Origin of the sequence: Burkholderia sp. AU33423 (genome assembly GCF_002223135.1) — a bacterium.
In the GTDB taxonomy this organism is placed as follows: domain Bacteria; phylum Pseudomonadota; class Gammaproteobacteria; order Burkholderiales; family Burkholderiaceae; genus Burkholderia; species Burkholderia lata_D.
In genome coordinates this window covers 2464746-2479337 of sequence record NZ_NKFH01000007.1, presented here as the reverse complement: position 1 = coordinate 2479337, position 14592 = coordinate 2464746, and the positions used below count along the sequence as shown (strand labels likewise).

The 14592-nt window shown below is 68.6% G+C and carries 13 protein-coding genes; 5 read left to right on the top strand and 8 right to left on the bottom strand.

Going from position 1 to position 14592, the window contains the following annotated elements:
• Positions 1 to 6 precede the first annotated feature (6 nt).
• From mmsB to CFB50_RS29660, 4 genes are all read left to right on the top strand, one after another.
• The gene (gene mmsB / locus CFB50_RS29675) at positions 7 to 906 is read left to right on the top strand and encodes a 3-hydroxyisobutyrate dehydrogenase (RefSeq protein ID WP_069252269.1); all 900 of its coding nucleotides are present in this window, start codon (positions 7 to 9) and stop codon (positions 904 to 906) included.
• Positions 906 to 1697 carry an enoyl-CoA hydratase gene (locus CFB50_RS29670; protein WP_069252268.1) on the top strand — a complete coding sequence of 264 codons (792 nt, stop codon included), beginning with the start codon at positions 906 to 908 and terminating at the stop codon, positions 1695 to 1697. Before mmsB ends, CFB50_RS29670 begins: the two co-directional genes overlap by 1 nt.
• Positions 1694 to 2833, top strand: coding sequence for an enoyl-CoA hydratase/isomerase family protein (locus CFB50_RS29665; protein WP_089448149.1), 1140 nt, complete (start codon positions 1694 to 1696; stop codon positions 2831 to 2833). Before CFB50_RS29670 ends, CFB50_RS29665 begins: the two co-directional genes overlap by 4 nt.
• Positions 2834 to 3470: 637 nt before the next feature.
• Positions 3471 to 4514, top strand: coding sequence for an AbrB family transcriptional regulator (locus CFB50_RS29660; protein ID WP_069252266.1), 1044 nt, complete (start codon positions 3471 to 3473; stop codon positions 4512 to 4514).
• A gap of 58 nt (positions 4515 to 4572) precedes the next feature.
• On the opposite strand, the gene CFB50_RS29655 is transcribed toward CFB50_RS29660, so the two are convergent.
• Entirely contained in the window at positions 4573 to 5478 is a 906-nt protein-coding gene (locus CFB50_RS29655; protein ID WP_069252265.1) for a LysR family transcriptional regulator, read from the bottom strand.
• 171 nt (positions 5479 to 5649) lie between these two features.
• Between CFB50_RS29655 and CFB50_RS29650 the strand changes: the two genes are divergently transcribed.
• Complete coding sequence (locus tag CFB50_RS29650; RefSeq protein WP_069252264.1) at positions 5650 to 7188, top strand: MFS transporter; 1539 nt, start codon at positions 5650 to 5652, stop codon at positions 7186 to 7188.
• Between the two features lie 42 nt (positions 7189 to 7230).
• Here the strand turns inward: CFB50_RS29650 and CFB50_RS29645 are convergent, their stop codons facing one another.
• The 7 genes from CFB50_RS29645 to CFB50_RS29615 form a co-directional block, all read right to left on the bottom strand.
• Complete coding sequence (locus CFB50_RS29645; protein WP_089448148.1) at positions 7231 to 8604, bottom strand: efflux transporter outer membrane subunit; 1374 nt, start codon at positions 8602 to 8604, stop codon at positions 7231 to 7233.
• Positions 8605 to 8617: 13 nt separating this feature from the next.
• On the bottom strand, positions 8618 to 10690 hold the full coding sequence (locus tag CFB50_RS29640) for a MacB family efflux pump subunit (RefSeq protein WP_069252262.1): 2073 nt from the start codon (positions 10688 to 10690) through the stop codon (positions 8618 to 8620).
• 2 nt (positions 10691 to 10692) lie between these two features.
• Complete coding sequence (locus CFB50_RS29635; protein WP_069252261.1) at positions 10693 to 11886, bottom strand: efflux RND transporter periplasmic adaptor subunit; 1194 nt, start codon at positions 11884 to 11886, stop codon at positions 10693 to 10695.
• A 296-nt stretch (positions 11887 to 12182) separates the two neighbouring features.
• The gene (locus CFB50_RS29630; RefSeq protein WP_069252260.1) at positions 12183 to 12911 is read right to left on the bottom strand and encodes a class I SAM-dependent methyltransferase; all 729 of its coding nucleotides are present in this window, start codon (positions 12909 to 12911) and stop codon (positions 12183 to 12185) included.
• A 55-nt stretch (positions 12912 to 12966) separates the two neighbouring features.
• Positions 12967 to 13548, bottom strand: coding sequence for an HD domain-containing protein (locus tag CFB50_RS29625; protein WP_069252259.1), 582 nt, complete (start codon positions 13546 to 13548; stop codon positions 12967 to 12969).
• A gap of 96 nt (positions 13549 to 13644) precedes the next feature.
• The gene (locus CFB50_RS39075) at positions 13645 to 13854 is read right to left on the bottom strand and encodes a hypothetical protein (protein WP_144020710.1); all 210 of its coding nucleotides are present in this window, start codon (positions 13852 to 13854) and stop codon (positions 13645 to 13647) included.
• A gap of 117 nt (positions 13855 to 13971) precedes the next feature.
• Positions 13972 to 14538 (bottom strand): helix-turn-helix domain-containing protein, encoded by a 567-nt coding sequence (locus CFB50_RS29615; RefSeq protein ID WP_089448147.1) that lies wholly within the window; start codon positions 14536 to 14538, stop codon positions 13972 to 13974.
• Positions 14539 to 14592: the final 54 nt, after the last annotated feature.

Sequence of the window (14592 nt, the reverse complement as noted above, 5' to 3'; positions counted from 1 at the left end):
ACGAACATGAAAATCGGATTTATCGGCCTCGGCCACATGGGCGCGCCGATGGCGCTGAACCTGCTGAAAGCAGGCCATGAAGTACATGCGTTCGACCTGAGCGCCGACGCCTTGCGCGCGCTGCAGGACGCTGGTGCACAGGTGGCCGCATCGCCGCGCGATGCGGCATCGGGCGCGACGTTCGTCATCACGATGCTGCCGGCCGCACCGCACGTGCGCTCGGTGCTGTCCGGCGAGAACGGCGTGCTCGCCGGCCTCGGCGCGGGCGCGACCGTGATCGATTCGAGCACGATCGACCCGGCGAGCGCGCAGGCGTTCGGCGCGCTCGTGCGCGAGCACGGCGGTGCGTTCGTCGATGCGCCCGTGTCGGGCGGCACCGGCGGCGCGGCGGCCGGCACGCTGACCTTCATGGTCGGCGGCAGCGACGCGGATTTCGAGCGCGTGAAGCCGGTGCTCGCAGGCATGGGCAAGAACATCGTCCACTGCGGCGCGACGGGGATGGGGCAGGTCGCGAAGGTCTGCAACAACCTCGTGCTCGGCATCTCGATGGCGGCCGTGTCGGAGGCGATGTCGCTCGGCGTCGCGCTCGGCATCGACCCGAAGGTGCTGGCCGGCATCGTCAACACGTCGACGGGCCGCTGCTGGAGTTCGGACACCTACAACCCGTATCCGGGCGTGATCGAGACCGCGCCGTCGTCGCGCGGCTACTCGGGCGGCTTCGGCACTGACCTGATGCTGAAGGATCTCGGCCTCGCGAACGACGCCGCGAAGCAGGCCCGCCAGCCCGTCTATCTGGGCGCGCTCGCGCAGCAGCTGTACCAGACGATGAGCAGCCGTGGCGACGGCCAGCTCGATTTCTCGGCGGTGATCCGCCTGTACCAACCGGCAACGAAGAAGGACGCGTGATGATCGAACTGGACTACGTCGACGACGGCGCGATCGCGTGCGCGACGCTCAAGCGTCCGCCCGCGAACGCCTTTACCGCCGACGGGCTGCGGCAACTGCAGGCAACCGTCGCCGAACTGAATGCGAACCCGCGCGTGCGCGCGCTGGTGATCACCGGCGACGGCCCGAAGTTCTTCAGCGCGGGCGCCGACCTCAACACGTTCGCCGAAGGCGACCGCGCGGTCGCGCGTGCGATGGCGTCGCGTTTCGGCGCGGCGTTCGAGGCGCTGCACGATGCGCGCGTCGTGACGATCGCGGCGATCAACGGCTACGCGATGGGCGGCGGGCTCGAATGCGCGCTCGCGTGCGACCTGCGGATTGCCGAGACGCATGCGCAGATGGCGCTGCCCGAGCCGTCGGTGGGCCTGCTGCCGTGCGGGCTCGGCACGCAGACGCTGCCCTGGCTCGTCGGCGAAGGCTGGGCGAAGAAGATCATCCTGACGGGCGCGCGTGTCGATGCGGCCACCGCGCTGCGGATCGGCCTCGTCGAGGACGTCGTGGCGTCGGGCGCATCGCGCGATGCGGCGCTGGCGCTCGCGCGCAACGTCGCGCGGCAGAGCCCGCACGCGGTTGCGTACAGCAAGGAGCTGATCGGCCTCGCGCGCCGCGGCGTGCCGCGCAGCGCGGCGCTCGCGGTCGAGCGCGAACGCTTCGTCGACCTGTTCGACACGAACGATCCGCGCGAAGGCGTGGCTGCGTTCCTCGGCAAGCGCGCGCCGCAGTGGCACAACGAGGGAGAGCCGCAACGATGAGCACGCCGGTGACGAATCACGACGCGTTCGCGGAGCACGCACCCGAGGTGCTGTTCCGCGTGGTGAACCGCGTGGCGCTGATCACGCTGAACCGGCCGGCGGCGCTCAATGCGCTGTCGTACGCGATGATCGGCGAACTGGCCGCGCTCCTCGAGCGCTGCCGTGACGACGACCAGATCGTCGCGGTCGTGCTGCGCGGCGCCGGCGAGAAGGGTTTCTGCGCGGGCGGCGACGTGCGTGCGCTGTACAGGATGGTCGCGCAGCGTGAAACCTGGCTGCCGTTCTTCGTCGACGAATACCGGCTCGACTACGCGATCCATACGTTCCCGAAGCCGGTGGTCGCGCTGATGGACGGCGTGACGATGGGCGGCGGCATGGGCCTCGCGCAGGGCGCGGCGCTGCGTGTCGCGACCGAGCGCAGCAAGATCGCGATGCCGGAGACGCGCATCGGCCTCGTGCCCGACGTCGGCGCGACGCATTTCCTGTCGCGCATGCCGGCCGAACTCGAGCTGTACGTCGGGCTGACCGGCGCGATGCTGTCGGGCGCCGACGCGCTCACGGCGAAGCTCGCGGATCTGTGCGTGCCGTCCGCATGGCTCGACACGTTCGAGACGCGCATCGAAAGCGTCAAGTGGGAAGGCGATGCGCTGCCGTTGCTGCGCAAGGTGTTCGAGCCGCCGTGCAACGTCGTGCCGCATGCGGCGCTCGACAGCCAGATGCCGTGGATCGTGCGCCACTTCGACAAGCGCTCGACCGTCGAGCGGATCGTCGCGACGCTGACGCAGGATCTCGCACGCGAGGAGCTGTCGCGCGAGCATCGTCAATGGCTGCAGGCGACGCTCGATGCGCTCGCCGGCCATTCGCCGACGATGCTGTGCGTGACGCGCGAGGCGCTGCTGCGCGGCCGCCAGATGACGCTGGCCGAATCGTTCCGGATGGAGCTCGGCATCGTCGCGCGCGCGATCGAGGAAGGCGACTTCTGCGAAGGCGTGCGTGCGCATCTCGTCGACAAGGATCGCAAGCCGCGCTGGGCGCCCGCGTCGCTCGTCGAGTTGCGCGCCGAACGCGTGCGGCATTTCCTTACGTCGCCGTGGAAGCTGTTTGCGCATCCGCTCGCGGCGCTGGGCGCGGATTGAACGGCCGGCGCGGGGCCGGCAACCTGCAAGGCGGCGCATGCTTCGGCATGCGCCGTTTTTCTTTTTTGAGGTCGGCGCGCATCCAGTGCCGTGCATGCGGTAACGCGCGCTACCATCCGCTGCGTGAAATCACAACTGCCCGGAATAGATGAAAATATCAATAATAATTTCCGGATTTTGAGGTGGTGGGGAGGGTTTCTGCTTGTCACGAAATCGATAGAGCCATTAATATCGTCAAGCAAAGTTTGATTGGTAGTTGGATGATTTAAAATCTCCGAGCCGAAAGCTCGCATGAAAACGCCGTTATTCGATAAAAAGCCCGAGGCAAGCATGAGAGGATCTGTTCCGGGTGGGGTTTGCAGACCGGGACGCCGGGCTGATCGGATTCGTGACTGCTGCTCGATTGGCGACATTCGCGCATCGACCGCTTTTTCTGGTGAATTCGTAGTGCACTCGGTGTTTCAACGTGAGTTGACCCGTGTGTCATCGCACCTTGATTGGATTCGTGAATTATGGATGATTGAATCCGGAATAATCGGGTGGTCTGTTTTCGAGTCTGGAATTTCATTTCAACTACTTCTGATTTCATTGCCATGTGGATAGGCCAGAGACAGGCCGACAGCCAGGCCGCTTCCCGATGAAGACACTCGCGTATCTCGCCTGCCTGACCGCGGTCGGGCTCGTGCTGCGGGTTGCAGGCGTCCCGCATGGCCTGCTGCTCGGCGCGATTCTCGCCGCGTCGATCGCGACCAGCCGGTTCGGTTTCGCGCCCAGGCTGCGCTTCGGCCTCGAGTTCGTGCAGATCGTGCTCGGCACGGCCACCGGCCTGCTGTTCCGGTCCTGGGACACGCAGATGGTCGTCTCGATCGTGCCGAGCCTGGGCGTCCTGCTCTTGTGCCTGGCCACGCAGATCGCAGTCGGCAGTCTTTGGTTGTCCCGCGTCTCGCGCTGGAACCGGGCCGATGCTTTGCTGGCTGTCTATCCCGGCGCACTTGCCGCCGTATTCGACCTGCTGGAATCCGAACGCGCGTCGGCCAAGGTGATCGTCGTGCATCTCGTGCGGCTCCTGTCGATCACGATCCTCGTCAGTTGCTTCATTCCGGCGCAGATGGGCGCGCCGCAGCAAGCGGCGGTCGCGGCGTTGCCGGTCGAGACGTGGCTGGCGCTGACCGGGCTGGTGGCGCTGTGCGTGCTGGCCGGGCGGGCGTTGCTCGGGCTCGGCGTGCCGGCGCCGTTCATGATCACGGCCATCGTGCTGACCGGCGTGTTCGTGCGAGCGGGATGGCTGCACGACTTCGAAGTGCCGGCGTGGTGCGTCGATGCGGCGTCGGTCATCCTGGGCGCGCTGATCGGCGCACAGTTCAGGCAGATCACACTCGCGGACGGGCTGCGATACGGCCGAACCGGCCTTGCATGCATCGCGTTGATGCTGATGGTGGCCGGTGCGTTCGCGTGGGGGATGGCGCGGCTGTCCGGCTACGGGGTGCTGCCGCTGTGGCTCTCGTATGCGCCCGGGGCCATCGAGACGATCACGATCGTCGCCTACGGCGGCGGGTTGAACGTCGTGTTCGTCCTGTCTCATCACCTGACGCGGCTGGTTGTGCTGCACTTCGCGCCGGCGGCACTCGCCCGCGCGCGCCGCCGGCGCATGCTGGCGGTCGACGGCGGCGACGCGAAATAGCGCGGACGTGTCGCTCGTACGGGAGCGGCACGAGCCGCGGCACCGTGCGCAGTCCTGCCTATCGTTCGATCATCGGCGGCACCGCCTGCGCGAGCGCGTCGATCACGCAGCGCGTCTTGCGCGGCAGGTAGCGCGTCTTCGGCCAGATCGCGTGGATGTCGCCTTCGCAGACGAAGCAGCGGTCGAGCACGACCGTCATCTCGCCGCGCTTCACGTATTGATCGAGCAGCCAGCTCGGCAGCCACGCGATCCCGAACCCCGATGCACCGGCCGCCGCGATTGCCTGCACGTCGTCGAAACTGAGCTGGTGCGGCATGTCGACCCGCACCGTCGAGCCGTCCAGCGCACGCAAGTCCCACGGTTGAATCACGCCCGAGCGTGAATACGCGATCGTCCGGTGGTCTTTCAGGTCGTCGAGCGTCTTCGGGATCCCGTAGCGGGCGAGATACGACGGCGCCGCGCCGAGGCTGCCGTATTGCGTGCCGAGCCGCCGCACCGCGAGGCTCGTGCTGTCTGCGAGCGTGCCGATTCGCACCGCGAGGTCGATGCCTTCCTCGACGAGATCGACGAAACGGTCGGTGATCGACACGTCGATCCGCAAATGCGGATAGGTGCGCGCGAGATCGAGCACGATGGGCGTCACGCAGTGATGCCCGAACGCGAGCGGCACGCTCAGGCGCAGCTTGCCGCGCGGCTCGTTGCGGCCGCAGTCGAGGTCGGCTTCCGCCGCTTCCAGTTCCGCGAGCGCGCGCACGCAGCGGTCGTAGTACGCCTGGCCGTCGTCGGTCAGGCTCTGGCTGCGCGTCGTGCGTTGCAGCAGCCGCGCGCCGAGCCGTTTCTCGAGTCGCGCGACCGCCTTGCCGACGGCCGAACGCGTCATGTCGAGCCGCTCCGCGGCAAGCGCGAAGCTGCCGGATTCCACTACCTGGACGAAGGTCGTCACGCCGTCGAGTCTGTCGGTCATGGGGGAGATTGAGTCCTGTAGTTCCCCAGTCTGGAGAAATGCATGCGTCAATGGGGATGGGAATTCTCACTATAGTACCGATTCCCGTCCAGCGTGCGTCGCCGGTCGCACGCGGCGAATCCTTCTCACCTGGAGGCGCGCGGCCCGTTGCCGGGCTGCGGCGCAATACGCATGACGCAATCCGACTCCCGCAGGAATGCGGTCGCACTCGCGGCCGTCTGTCTCACGTCGCTGATGTTCGGCCTCGAAATCTCGAGCGTGCCGGTGATCCTGCCGACGCTCGAACACGTGCTGCATGGCGATTTCAACGGCATGCAGTGGATCATGAATGCGTACACGATCGCGTGCACGACCGTGCTGATGGCGGCCGGCACGCTCGCCGACCGGTTCGGCCGCAAGCGCGTGTACGTGATCGGCACCGTGCTGTTCGGCGCGACGTCGCTGCTGTGCGGGCTCGCGCCGAACGTGCCGGTGCTCGTCGCGGGGCGGCTGCTGCAGGGCGCCAGCGGCGGCGCGATGCTGATCTGCCAGATCGCGGTGCTGTCGCACCAGTTCCGCGAGGGCCGCGAGCGCGGCCGCGCGTTCGGGATCTGGGGGATCGTGTTCGGCATCGGGCTCGGGTTCGGGCCGATCGTCGGCGGCGCGATCGTCGCGCTGGCAAGCTGGCCGTGGGTGTTCCTCGTCCATGCGCCGCTCGCGGCCATCGCGCTCGTGCTGATCGGCGGCGCGGTGCAGGAGTCGCGCGATCCGCACGCGGGCAGGCTCGACGTGGCGGGCATCGTCACGCTGTCGCTCGCGGTGCTCGGCCTGGCGTTCTACATCACGCAAAGCGCGGCGCTCGGGCTGACCAGCGCGGCCGGCCTCGGCGTGCTCGGCGCGACCGTGCTGGCGCTGGCCGGCTTCTTCGTCGCGGAACGCGCCAGCGCGCGGCCGATGTTCGACTTCTCGGTGTTCCGGATTCGCGCGTTCACCGGCGCGATCTTCGGTTCGATGGGGATGAACTTCAGCTTCTGGCCGTTCATGATCTACCTGCCGATCTGGTTCCAGGTCGCGCTTGGCTACGACAGCGTGACGGCCGGCCTCGCGTTGCTCGCGTACACGTTGCCGACGCTGGTCGCGCCGCCGTTCGGCGAACGGCTCGCGCTGCGCTACGGGCCGGGCGTCGTGATCCCGGGCGGCCTGTTCACGATCGCCGCGGGGTTCGCGTTGATGCGGATCGGCAGCGCGGCCGACCATGCGAGCTGGATTACGATGCTGCCCGGCTGCGTGATCGCCGGCATCGGGCTCGGGCTCACGAATACCCCCGTGACCAACACGACGACGGGCGCGGTGCCGAGCTCGCGGGCCGGGATGGCGTCGGGCATCGACATGAGCGCGCGGATGATCTCGCTCGCGCTGAACATCGCGGCGATGGGCTTCGTGCTGGTCGCGGGGATCGTCGCGAGCCTGAAGAGCGGTGTCGCGGGCACGATCGGCGACGCGGCGCTGCGCCGGCTTGCGCAGGAGATTGCGTCCGGCCGCACGGACGGGCTGCACGAGATCGCCCCTGCGCTCGCGCAGGCCGACCCGACCGGTGCGGCGCTGCACGCGGCGCTCGTGCACGGGTTCGGCTGGGTGATGGTGTACGGTGCGGCGGGCGTGGCCGTGCTCGCGACGGCGAGCGCGGTGGCGTTCGCGCCGGCGCGACGCGGGGCGCCCGTGTGCGAATGACGCCGCGCAGGGTCGGCGCGGCCGGCGCGGTGCGCGCGCCGGTCAGGACATCCCGCCGCCGAGCGCGCGGTACAGCGTCATCTGGTTGTTGAGCCGGTTCAGGCGCGTCAGTTCGTCGGCGCTTTGCGCATCGCGCAGCCGCTGCTGCTGGTCGAGCCACGGCTGCACGGCGGTCGCGCCGGCCGCGAAGCGCGCGGCGGCCAGCTGTTCGGCGCGCTGCGCCTGGGCCAGCGACAGCGCGCGCTGTTCGGCTTCGCGCTCGAGCTGCACACGCGCCGACAGCGCGTTCTCGACTTCCGCGAGCGCCGTGTAGAGCTTCTGGCGGAACCCGACGACGGCTTCCTCGTACTGCGACTTCGACACCCTGATCTGCAACTGCATCGTGTTCCACTGGATGAACGGCAGTGCCAGGCCGAGCCCAAGCGTGCCGACCGGATTCATCAGCACGCGCTCGAGGCTCGTGCTCGACGTGCCGGCCTGGCCGGTCAGCGTGAAGGTCGGATAGAAGCTCGTGCGCGTTGCGTCGACCTGCGCGAGCGACTCGCGTAGCCGGAATTCCGCCGCACGCAGGTCGGGACGCCGGCCGAGCAGGCTCGCGGGCAGGCCGGCCACGACTTCCGGCGGCGCCGCGACGGGCAGGGCGGCCGGCTCGGCCGCGCGCTGCTGCGGCGGCCGGTCGAACAGGATCGCGAGCGCGTGGCGGTTCTCGGCGCGTTGCTGGATCAGTTGCGTCTGGGCGGCGCGTTGCGCGGCGAGGCTCTCTTCGGCCTGCGCGAGATCGAGCCCCGACACGGCGCCGGCCGTGTGTCGCGATCGGACGACCGCAAGCGTGCGGACCGCATACGCGATGTTCGCTTCGCCGAGCGCGATCTGCCGGTTCAGATAGCCGATCTGCCAGTACAGCGACGCGGTCGTGCCGATCAGCGACAGCCGCGCGGCTTCGAGATCGGCGGCCGTCGCGTCCGCTTCCCAGCGCGCGGCGTCGCGCAGCGCGGCCAGCCGGCCCCACAGGTCGATTTCATAGCTGAGCGAGCCGGTCACGCCGCTCGTCCGGCTCATCCGGTGCGTATCGAGCGTGCGCGACACGGCGCCGTTCGCGCCGAGCGACACGTTCGGCGTCAGGTTCGTATCCGCGAGCCCGGCCTGCAGTTGCGCGCGGTACACGCGGATCGCCGCGATCGCGAGGTCGTTGTTGGCGCGCAGCGCGTCGTCGATCAGCGCGTCGAGCTGCGGATCGCCGAAGCTGCGCCACCAGTCGCGTGTGGTGGCCGGTGCGCCGGCCGCGACCGGCGCCTCCCAGTTCGCGGGCATCGCGACGGTGGGCAGCGGTTCGTGGCGCGCGCCGGCACAGCCGGCGAGTAGCGCGGCCGCGCACGCGACTGCGCCCAGGCGGTGGAGGGGAGAGGAATGCGTCATGACAGATCTTTCTTCAATCGCGCGCGAGCGCATCGATCGGATCGAGCCGCGATGCGTTGCGCGCGGGCATGAAGCCGAAAATCACACCAGTGAGCGTCGAGCAGACGAAAGCCGTCACGATCGCGCCGGCCGAGAACACCATCTTCCACTGCGCGACGAACATCGAGAACAGCGCGCCGAGCCCGAACGACAGCGCGATGCCGATCGTGCCGCCGAGCAGGCAGACGAGCACGGCCTCGACGAGAAACTGCTGCAGGATGTCGGACTGGCGCGCGCCGACCGCCATCCGGATGCCGATTTCGCGCGTGCGCTCGGTGACCGACACCAGCATGATGTTCATCACGCCGATCCCGCCGACGACGAGCGAGATCACCGCGATCAGCGACAGCAGCAACGTAAGCGACTGGCCGGTCTTCTCGACGGTCTTCACCACGCTGTCCATGTTGTACGTGAAGAAGTCCTTGCGGCCGTGGCGCTGCGTCATCAGCTTTTCGAGGCTTTTCTCGGCGGCGGCGCTCGGCTGCCCGTCGCGCACGCGCACGGTGATGCTGTCGAGATAGCGCTGCCCGAACAGGCGCCCGCTCGCGGTCGTGTACGGCACCCACACGTTCAGGCTCTTCACGCTGCCGAACGCGCTCTTCTTGTCGGCCGTCACGCCGATCACGACGCACGGCACGTTGTCGACCAGGATCACTTCGCCGATCGGGTTGCGCGTCGCGCCGAACAGCTTGCGGCGCGTGTTCTGGTCGATCACGGCCACCTGCACCTGGCGGCGCACCGCGTCCTCGTCGAACGCGACACCCAGCGCGAAGCGCATCCCGCGCGCCTGGAAGAAGCGATCGCCGACGCCGCTCACGAGCGCGTTCACGTCGACGTTGCGGTAGCGCAGCAGCAGCGTGCGCGACGTTTCGGGCGTCGCGCTGTCGACGTACGGCTGCTCGGCGAGCGCGGCGACGTCGGCGGGCACGAGCGTCTGGATCGCGTCGGCGCGGCTGTCACCCCAGTCGGTGCCCGGATAGAGGTTGATCGTGTTCGTGCCGATGCTGCCGATCTCGTCGAGCATGTAGCGCTTCGCGCCTTCACCGATCGCGACGATCGACACGACCGACGTGATGCCGATGATGATCCCGAGCATCGTCAACAGCGTGCGCAGCCGGTGCGATACGAGCGCGATCCATGCCATCCGGCACGCTTCGGCGAAGCGGCCGGAGCCGGCCGCGAAGCGTCGCGTGCGAGTGCCGGTGTCGGTGTCGGCATGCGCATCGGTGTCGACGGCGGCGGGCGGCGGTGGCGTGTCGTGGCGATCGTGCGCGTGCGGCGCGCGGGTGGCGGCTTCGCTCGCTTCCGCTGCGTCGACCCCCGCTTCCACGAGCGCTTCCTCGAGCGCTTCTGCGTAGTGACGATTCGGCCGGTCGGCGACGATCTCGCCGTCGCTGATCTCGATGATGCGCTTCGCATGGCGCGCGACGGCCTTGTCGTGCGTGACGATGACGATCGTATGGCCGAGCGCGTTCAGCTCGTGCAGGATGCGGATCACGTCCTGGCCGCTTTTCGTGTCGAGCGCGCCGGTCGGCTCGTCGGCGAGGATCACCTGGCCGCCGTTCATCAGCGCACGCGCGATGCTCACGCGCTGCTGCTGGCCGCCCGACAGTTGTCCGGGGCGATGGTGCGCACGATCCGCGAGCCCGAGGCGCGCGAGCAGTTCGCGTGCGCGCGCGTGCCGCTCGGCGCGCGGCGTGCCGGCATAGATCGCGGGCATCTCGAGGTTCGCGACGGCGTCGACGTGCGGCAGCAGGTGGTAGCGCTGGAACACGAAGCCGAAGTGCTCGCGGCGCAGTTGCGCGAGCTCGTCGCTGTCGAGCATGTGCGTGTCGCGGCCGCCGACCGTGTAGGTACCTTCGCTCGGGTGGTCGAGGCAGCCGAGGATGTTCATCAGCGTCGATTTCCCGGAGCCCGACGCGCCGACGATCGCGACGATCTCGCCCGCGTGGATCGACAGGTTGACGTTGTTCAGGACAACGACATCCTTGTCGCCGGCCGGAAAGCGTCGCGTGACGGCAGCGAGTTTCAGCAGGGGCTGGCTCATCGTCACACCACGTCCGCCAGCGGCGCGTGGTCGTCTCCGGCCGCTTCGCCGATCACGACGCGTTCGCCGTCCTTCAGGCCGGCCAGGACTTCGACGCGCACGTTGTTGTTGATGCCGATGCGCACGTTGCGCGTTTCCGTGCTGCCGTCGGCGCGCAGCACGCGCACCGCGTAGGTGCCGTCCTTGCGTTTTTCGCCGAGCGCGGCCGCCGGAATGCTGAGCGCGTTGCGGGCGTTGCCGAGCACGATGTTGACTTGCGCGGTCATCGAGATGCGCAGCCGATGCTCGGGATTCGGCACTTCGAACAGCGCGTTGTAGAACACGGCCGAATTCGGCTTCGAGCCGCCGCCCGCACCGCCGCCGAGCGGGCTCTGCGCTTCCGCGTAGTTCTGCGGCGCCGGCTCGATCGCGCGCAGCTTGCCGTAGTGACGCTTGTCCGGTTCGCCGAGGATCGTGAAATACGCGGTCTGGCCGGCACGCACGCGAATCACGTCGGCTTCCGACACCTGCGCCTTCACGGTCATCGTGTCGAGATCGGCGAGCTTCAGGATCACCGGCGCCTGCTGCTGGGCGATCACGGTCTGGCCTTCCTGCGTGACGACCGCGACGACTTCGCCGTCGATCGGCGCGACGATGCGCGTGTAGCCGAGGTTCGCCTGCGCGGTCTCGATCTGGATGCGGGCCGAGCGGATCTGCGCGGCGAGCGACGCGAGTGTCGCGCGCTGCACGTCGAGCGCCGCGCGTGCGGCCTCGAACGATTCGCGCGAGGTCGCATCGTCGGGCAGCATCGCCTGCTGGCGCTTGAACGCGAGTTCCGCCTGCGTGAGTTGCGCGGCGGTCGATTGTTGTTGCGCGCGCAGGCTTTCTTCGCTGGCGCGCGCCTGGCGCAGCGCGTTTTCCGAGATCACGGGATCGATCTCGGCGAGCCACTGACCCTTCGTGACCTTGTCGCCGAGCTTGACCTTCAGCGACTTCAACTGCCCCGACACCTGCGCGCCGACGTCGACCTGCCGGAAGGCCTGCAGCGCGCCGGTGGCCAGCACCGCATTCTCGAGATCGCCGCGCGAGACGGGCGCGGACAGGTATTGCGGATGCTTGTCGGGCGCGCACGCCTTCAGCGTGACGCCAGCGGCGATCGCCACGATGGCAAGGGTAGCCAGCACGATGCGCCGGCGGCGATGGGTCTTCTGAGTCATGAGCGTGCGGCGAGGATCAGGCAGTGCCGGCGATGCGTGCGGCCAGGCGGGACGATCCGGTCGGCGTCGCATGTCGGGCAGGTTGCCCGCGACGGCATCCGCGTACGCATCGCGCGGGCGTGCCGAGTCGAATCAGCCGCTCATGGTAAGCGAGGACATCACGCCAAATCGTGTGGAAATTGTGCTGAATTGTGCGAACGCCGCACGGGAACGGAGGTCGTGCGGCGTTATTGTTGCGGACCGTGACCACGGCACGCGAAGGCCCGTGCGGGTATCGCGGCGTGTGCTGACGTGCGTTACCGCTGCGCGGCGACGAGCGCCATCATCGGCCGGTCGCGCTCCTCGTCGAGCGCGGGCAGCGCATCGACCTGCGCCTGCGTCGGTCCCCATTCGTCCAGGTGCGTGAGCGTGAAGCCGCTGCCGATCAGCAGGTTCACGAGCGTGCCGAGCGTGCGGTGCTGCTTGACGACGCCCGGCGCGAGCCAGTCGGTCACGCGTTCGCCTTCGCGCTGGTAGCCGTCGAGCGGCCAGGACCGGTTGCCCTGCGCATCGACGACGAAGCCGGGCCGGCGCGGCGCCGTATAAATGGGATGTTCGATCGAGAACACGAGCCGCCCGCCGGGCACGAGCGCGCGATGAATCGTGCGCAGCAGCGTGTCGAGGTGCGCGATGTAGTGGAAGGCGAGCGAGCTGTATGCGAGATCGAACGCGGCGTTGGGCAACGCGAGCGTTTCGAGATCGGCGCGGCGGTACGTGATCGCCGGGTGCGCGGCGGTCCAGGCCGCGCGTTCGAGCATGCGCTCGGAGACATCGATGCCGAGCACGCTTGCCGCGCCCTGATCGGCCGCCCAGCGGCTGAACCAGCCGTAGCCGCAGCCGAGGTCGAGCACGCTGCGGCCGTGCAGGTCGGGCAGCAGCGCGCGCAGCGCGGGCCATTCGGGTGCGCCGTCGAGGCCGTGAATCGAGCGGTTCAGGCGGCTGTAGCCTTCGAAGAAGGCCGGGTCGTCGTAGATGTTCTGCGTCATGCGTAGCGCCTCGTACGGGTAGGGCGCGCGGTGCCGCGCGCCCGATCCCGCGAGCTTACGCGCGCTGCCCGCCCGCGTCGATCCGGCGTTGCGTGTCGGCGTCGACGATGTCGCGGATCGCGCTGAACAGCGGCGCGGCGTCGGTGTAGCGGCGGCCGTAGCCGAGATTGAACGCGTAGTCGAAATCGGGCGGGTTGCTGCCCTGGTTGTGCTGCAGGATCGTCTCGAGCTTGTCGAGCGCCTTCGCCGCACGTGCTTCCGGCGTAGCCGCCGCCTCGTATTCATCCCACAGCGCGACGATCTCGTCGCGCCGCGCGGGATCGAGCGGTGCGGTCAGCGTTAGCAGGTCGTCGCGTTCTTGCGCGCTTTTGTCGGGGTGCGCGGCTTGTTCGATCGCGGGAATGTCGCCGTGCAGCGCCTCGCCGAGATCGTGGACGACGCACAGCTTCAGCAGCTTCAGCGTGTCGATGCCGGGCAGCGCGTCGGCGAACACGAGCGCCATCAGGCACAGCCGCCAGCTGTGCTCGGCCGTGCTTTCCGCGCGCCCGGACGACGTGTGGCCGCTGCGCAGCACATCCTTCAGGCGTTCGGCTTCGCGCAGGAAAGCGAGCCGCGCGTGGATCGTATCGGGGGTCATGGTCGGCATCCTTGCGATGAGCCGCTTAGCGTAATGCGGGTGCGTGTGCGTCGTCCACGCATGAAATATGCGTGGCGGTGGCGCTGTGCCGCGCCGCTACTTCGCAAAAAGCCCGGCCCAGCAGAACAGCGCGAAGAAACCCGTTTGAACACCGACGATCAGGCTGAACAGCCAGGGGCTGCTGCGGCGCGCCACCCGCCTGCCGCCGGCGTTGGCCACACCCGAGCGAAGCGCAACGAGCACGGCCGCGCCCAGATAGAGAATGAACGCGACGATCACGAGTTCTCGCATGACAAGCGTCGACATGTGGCATCTCCCCTGGGCGTGCTGCCATTCACGTTCGCATCTTTTGCGTTGGATGCCGGGCACGTTGAAGGTCGCCGCACCGTTGCCGGCATGCGGTGCTTCGTCGCGACGCGGCAATCACGCTTCCTGGAGCGTCTCCACGAGCCGGGCGGCCGAGCCGTCCGACAGCGTCATCCGCGTCCACCGGCACATGCTGCCGCGGATCGGCACGACGCGCGACGCATTCGCACCGGTGTCGAATTCGACGCTCGGCGGCCCCGCGTGGTCGTGCCAGCCGAGCGTGTCGAGCGCGGTTTCCATGCGGACGATCTCCGGCGTCGCGTAGCGCCACAGCGACGTGCCGAGCAACATCGACAGCGGCCGCGAGAATTCGGCCGCGCGCGCCGGGGAAGAAGCGAGCAGGCGATGCGTGAGGTCGCACACGAGATGCATGCGGCCCGCGCTGCCCGCGACGAGCCGCGCGAGCGCGTGATCGCCGGCCGAATCGAGGCGTGCCGCGAGCAACCGCTCGGCGGTCGCGCGCTCGTCGGGCGACATCTGCTGGAGGCCGGCTTCCCAGCGCGAGATCGTCGATTGCGCGACGCCGAACAGCTCGGCCGCATGGTTTTGCTTGACGCGATGCAGCGTGCGCCAGCGCTTGAGTTGCGGGCCGAGCGGCGGGGCGTGAAGCGGTGAGGCGGTCATGGTGGTGCTCCGTTCGGGGTGTGCGTCGCGTTCACGCCGCGTTGCGGCAGCGAT

Excerpts from the sequence above, each read along its gene's own strand:
- mmsB (WP_069252269.1), top strand. The coding sequence starts at position 7 with ATGAAAATCGGATTTATCGGCCTCGGCCACATGGGCGCGCCGATGGCG.
- CFB50_RS29670 (WP_069252268.1), top strand. The coding sequence starts at position 906 with ATGATCGAACTGGACTACGTCGACGACGGCGCGATCGCGTGCGCGACG.
- CFB50_RS29665 (WP_089448149.1), top strand. The coding sequence starts at position 1,694 with ATGAGCACGCCGGTGACGAATCACGACGCGTTCGCGGAGCACGCACCC.
- CFB50_RS29660 (WP_069252266.1), top strand. The coding sequence starts at position 3,471 with ATGAAGACACTCGCGTATCTCGCCTGCCTGACCGCGGTCGGGCTCGTG.
- CFB50_RS29655 (WP_069252265.1), bottom strand. The coding sequence starts at position 5,478 with ATGACCGACAGACTCGACGGCGTGACGACCTTCGTCCAGGTAGTGGAA.
- CFB50_RS29650 (WP_069252264.1), top strand. The coding sequence starts at position 5,650 with ATGACGCAATCCGACTCCCGCAGGAATGCGGTCGCACTCGCGGCCGTC.
- CFB50_RS29645 (WP_089448148.1), bottom strand. The coding sequence starts at position 8,604 with ATGACGCATTCCTCTCCCCTCCACCGCCTGGGCGCAGTCGCGTGCGCG.
- CFB50_RS29640 (WP_069252262.1), bottom strand. The coding sequence starts at position 10,690 with ATGAGCCAGCCCCTGCTGAAACTCGCTGCCGTCACGCGACGCTTTCCG.
- CFB50_RS29635 (WP_069252261.1), bottom strand. The coding sequence starts at position 11,886 with ATGACTCAGAAGACCCATCGCCGCCGGCGCATCGTGCTGGCTACCCTT.
- CFB50_RS29630 (WP_069252260.1), bottom strand. The coding sequence starts at position 12,911 with ATGACGCAGAACATCTACGACGACCCGGCCTTCTTCGAAGGCTACAGC.
- CFB50_RS29625 (WP_069252259.1), bottom strand. The coding sequence starts at position 13,548 with ATGACCCCCGATACGATCCACGCGCGGCTCGCTTTCCTGCGCGAAGCC.
- CFB50_RS39075 (WP_144020710.1), bottom strand. The coding sequence starts at position 13,854 with ATGTCGACGCTTGTCATGCGAGAACTCGTGATCGTCGCGTTCATTCTC.
- CFB50_RS29615 (WP_089448147.1), bottom strand. The coding sequence starts at position 14,538 with ATGACCGCCTCACCGCTTCACGCCCCGCCGCTCGGCCCGCAACTCAAG.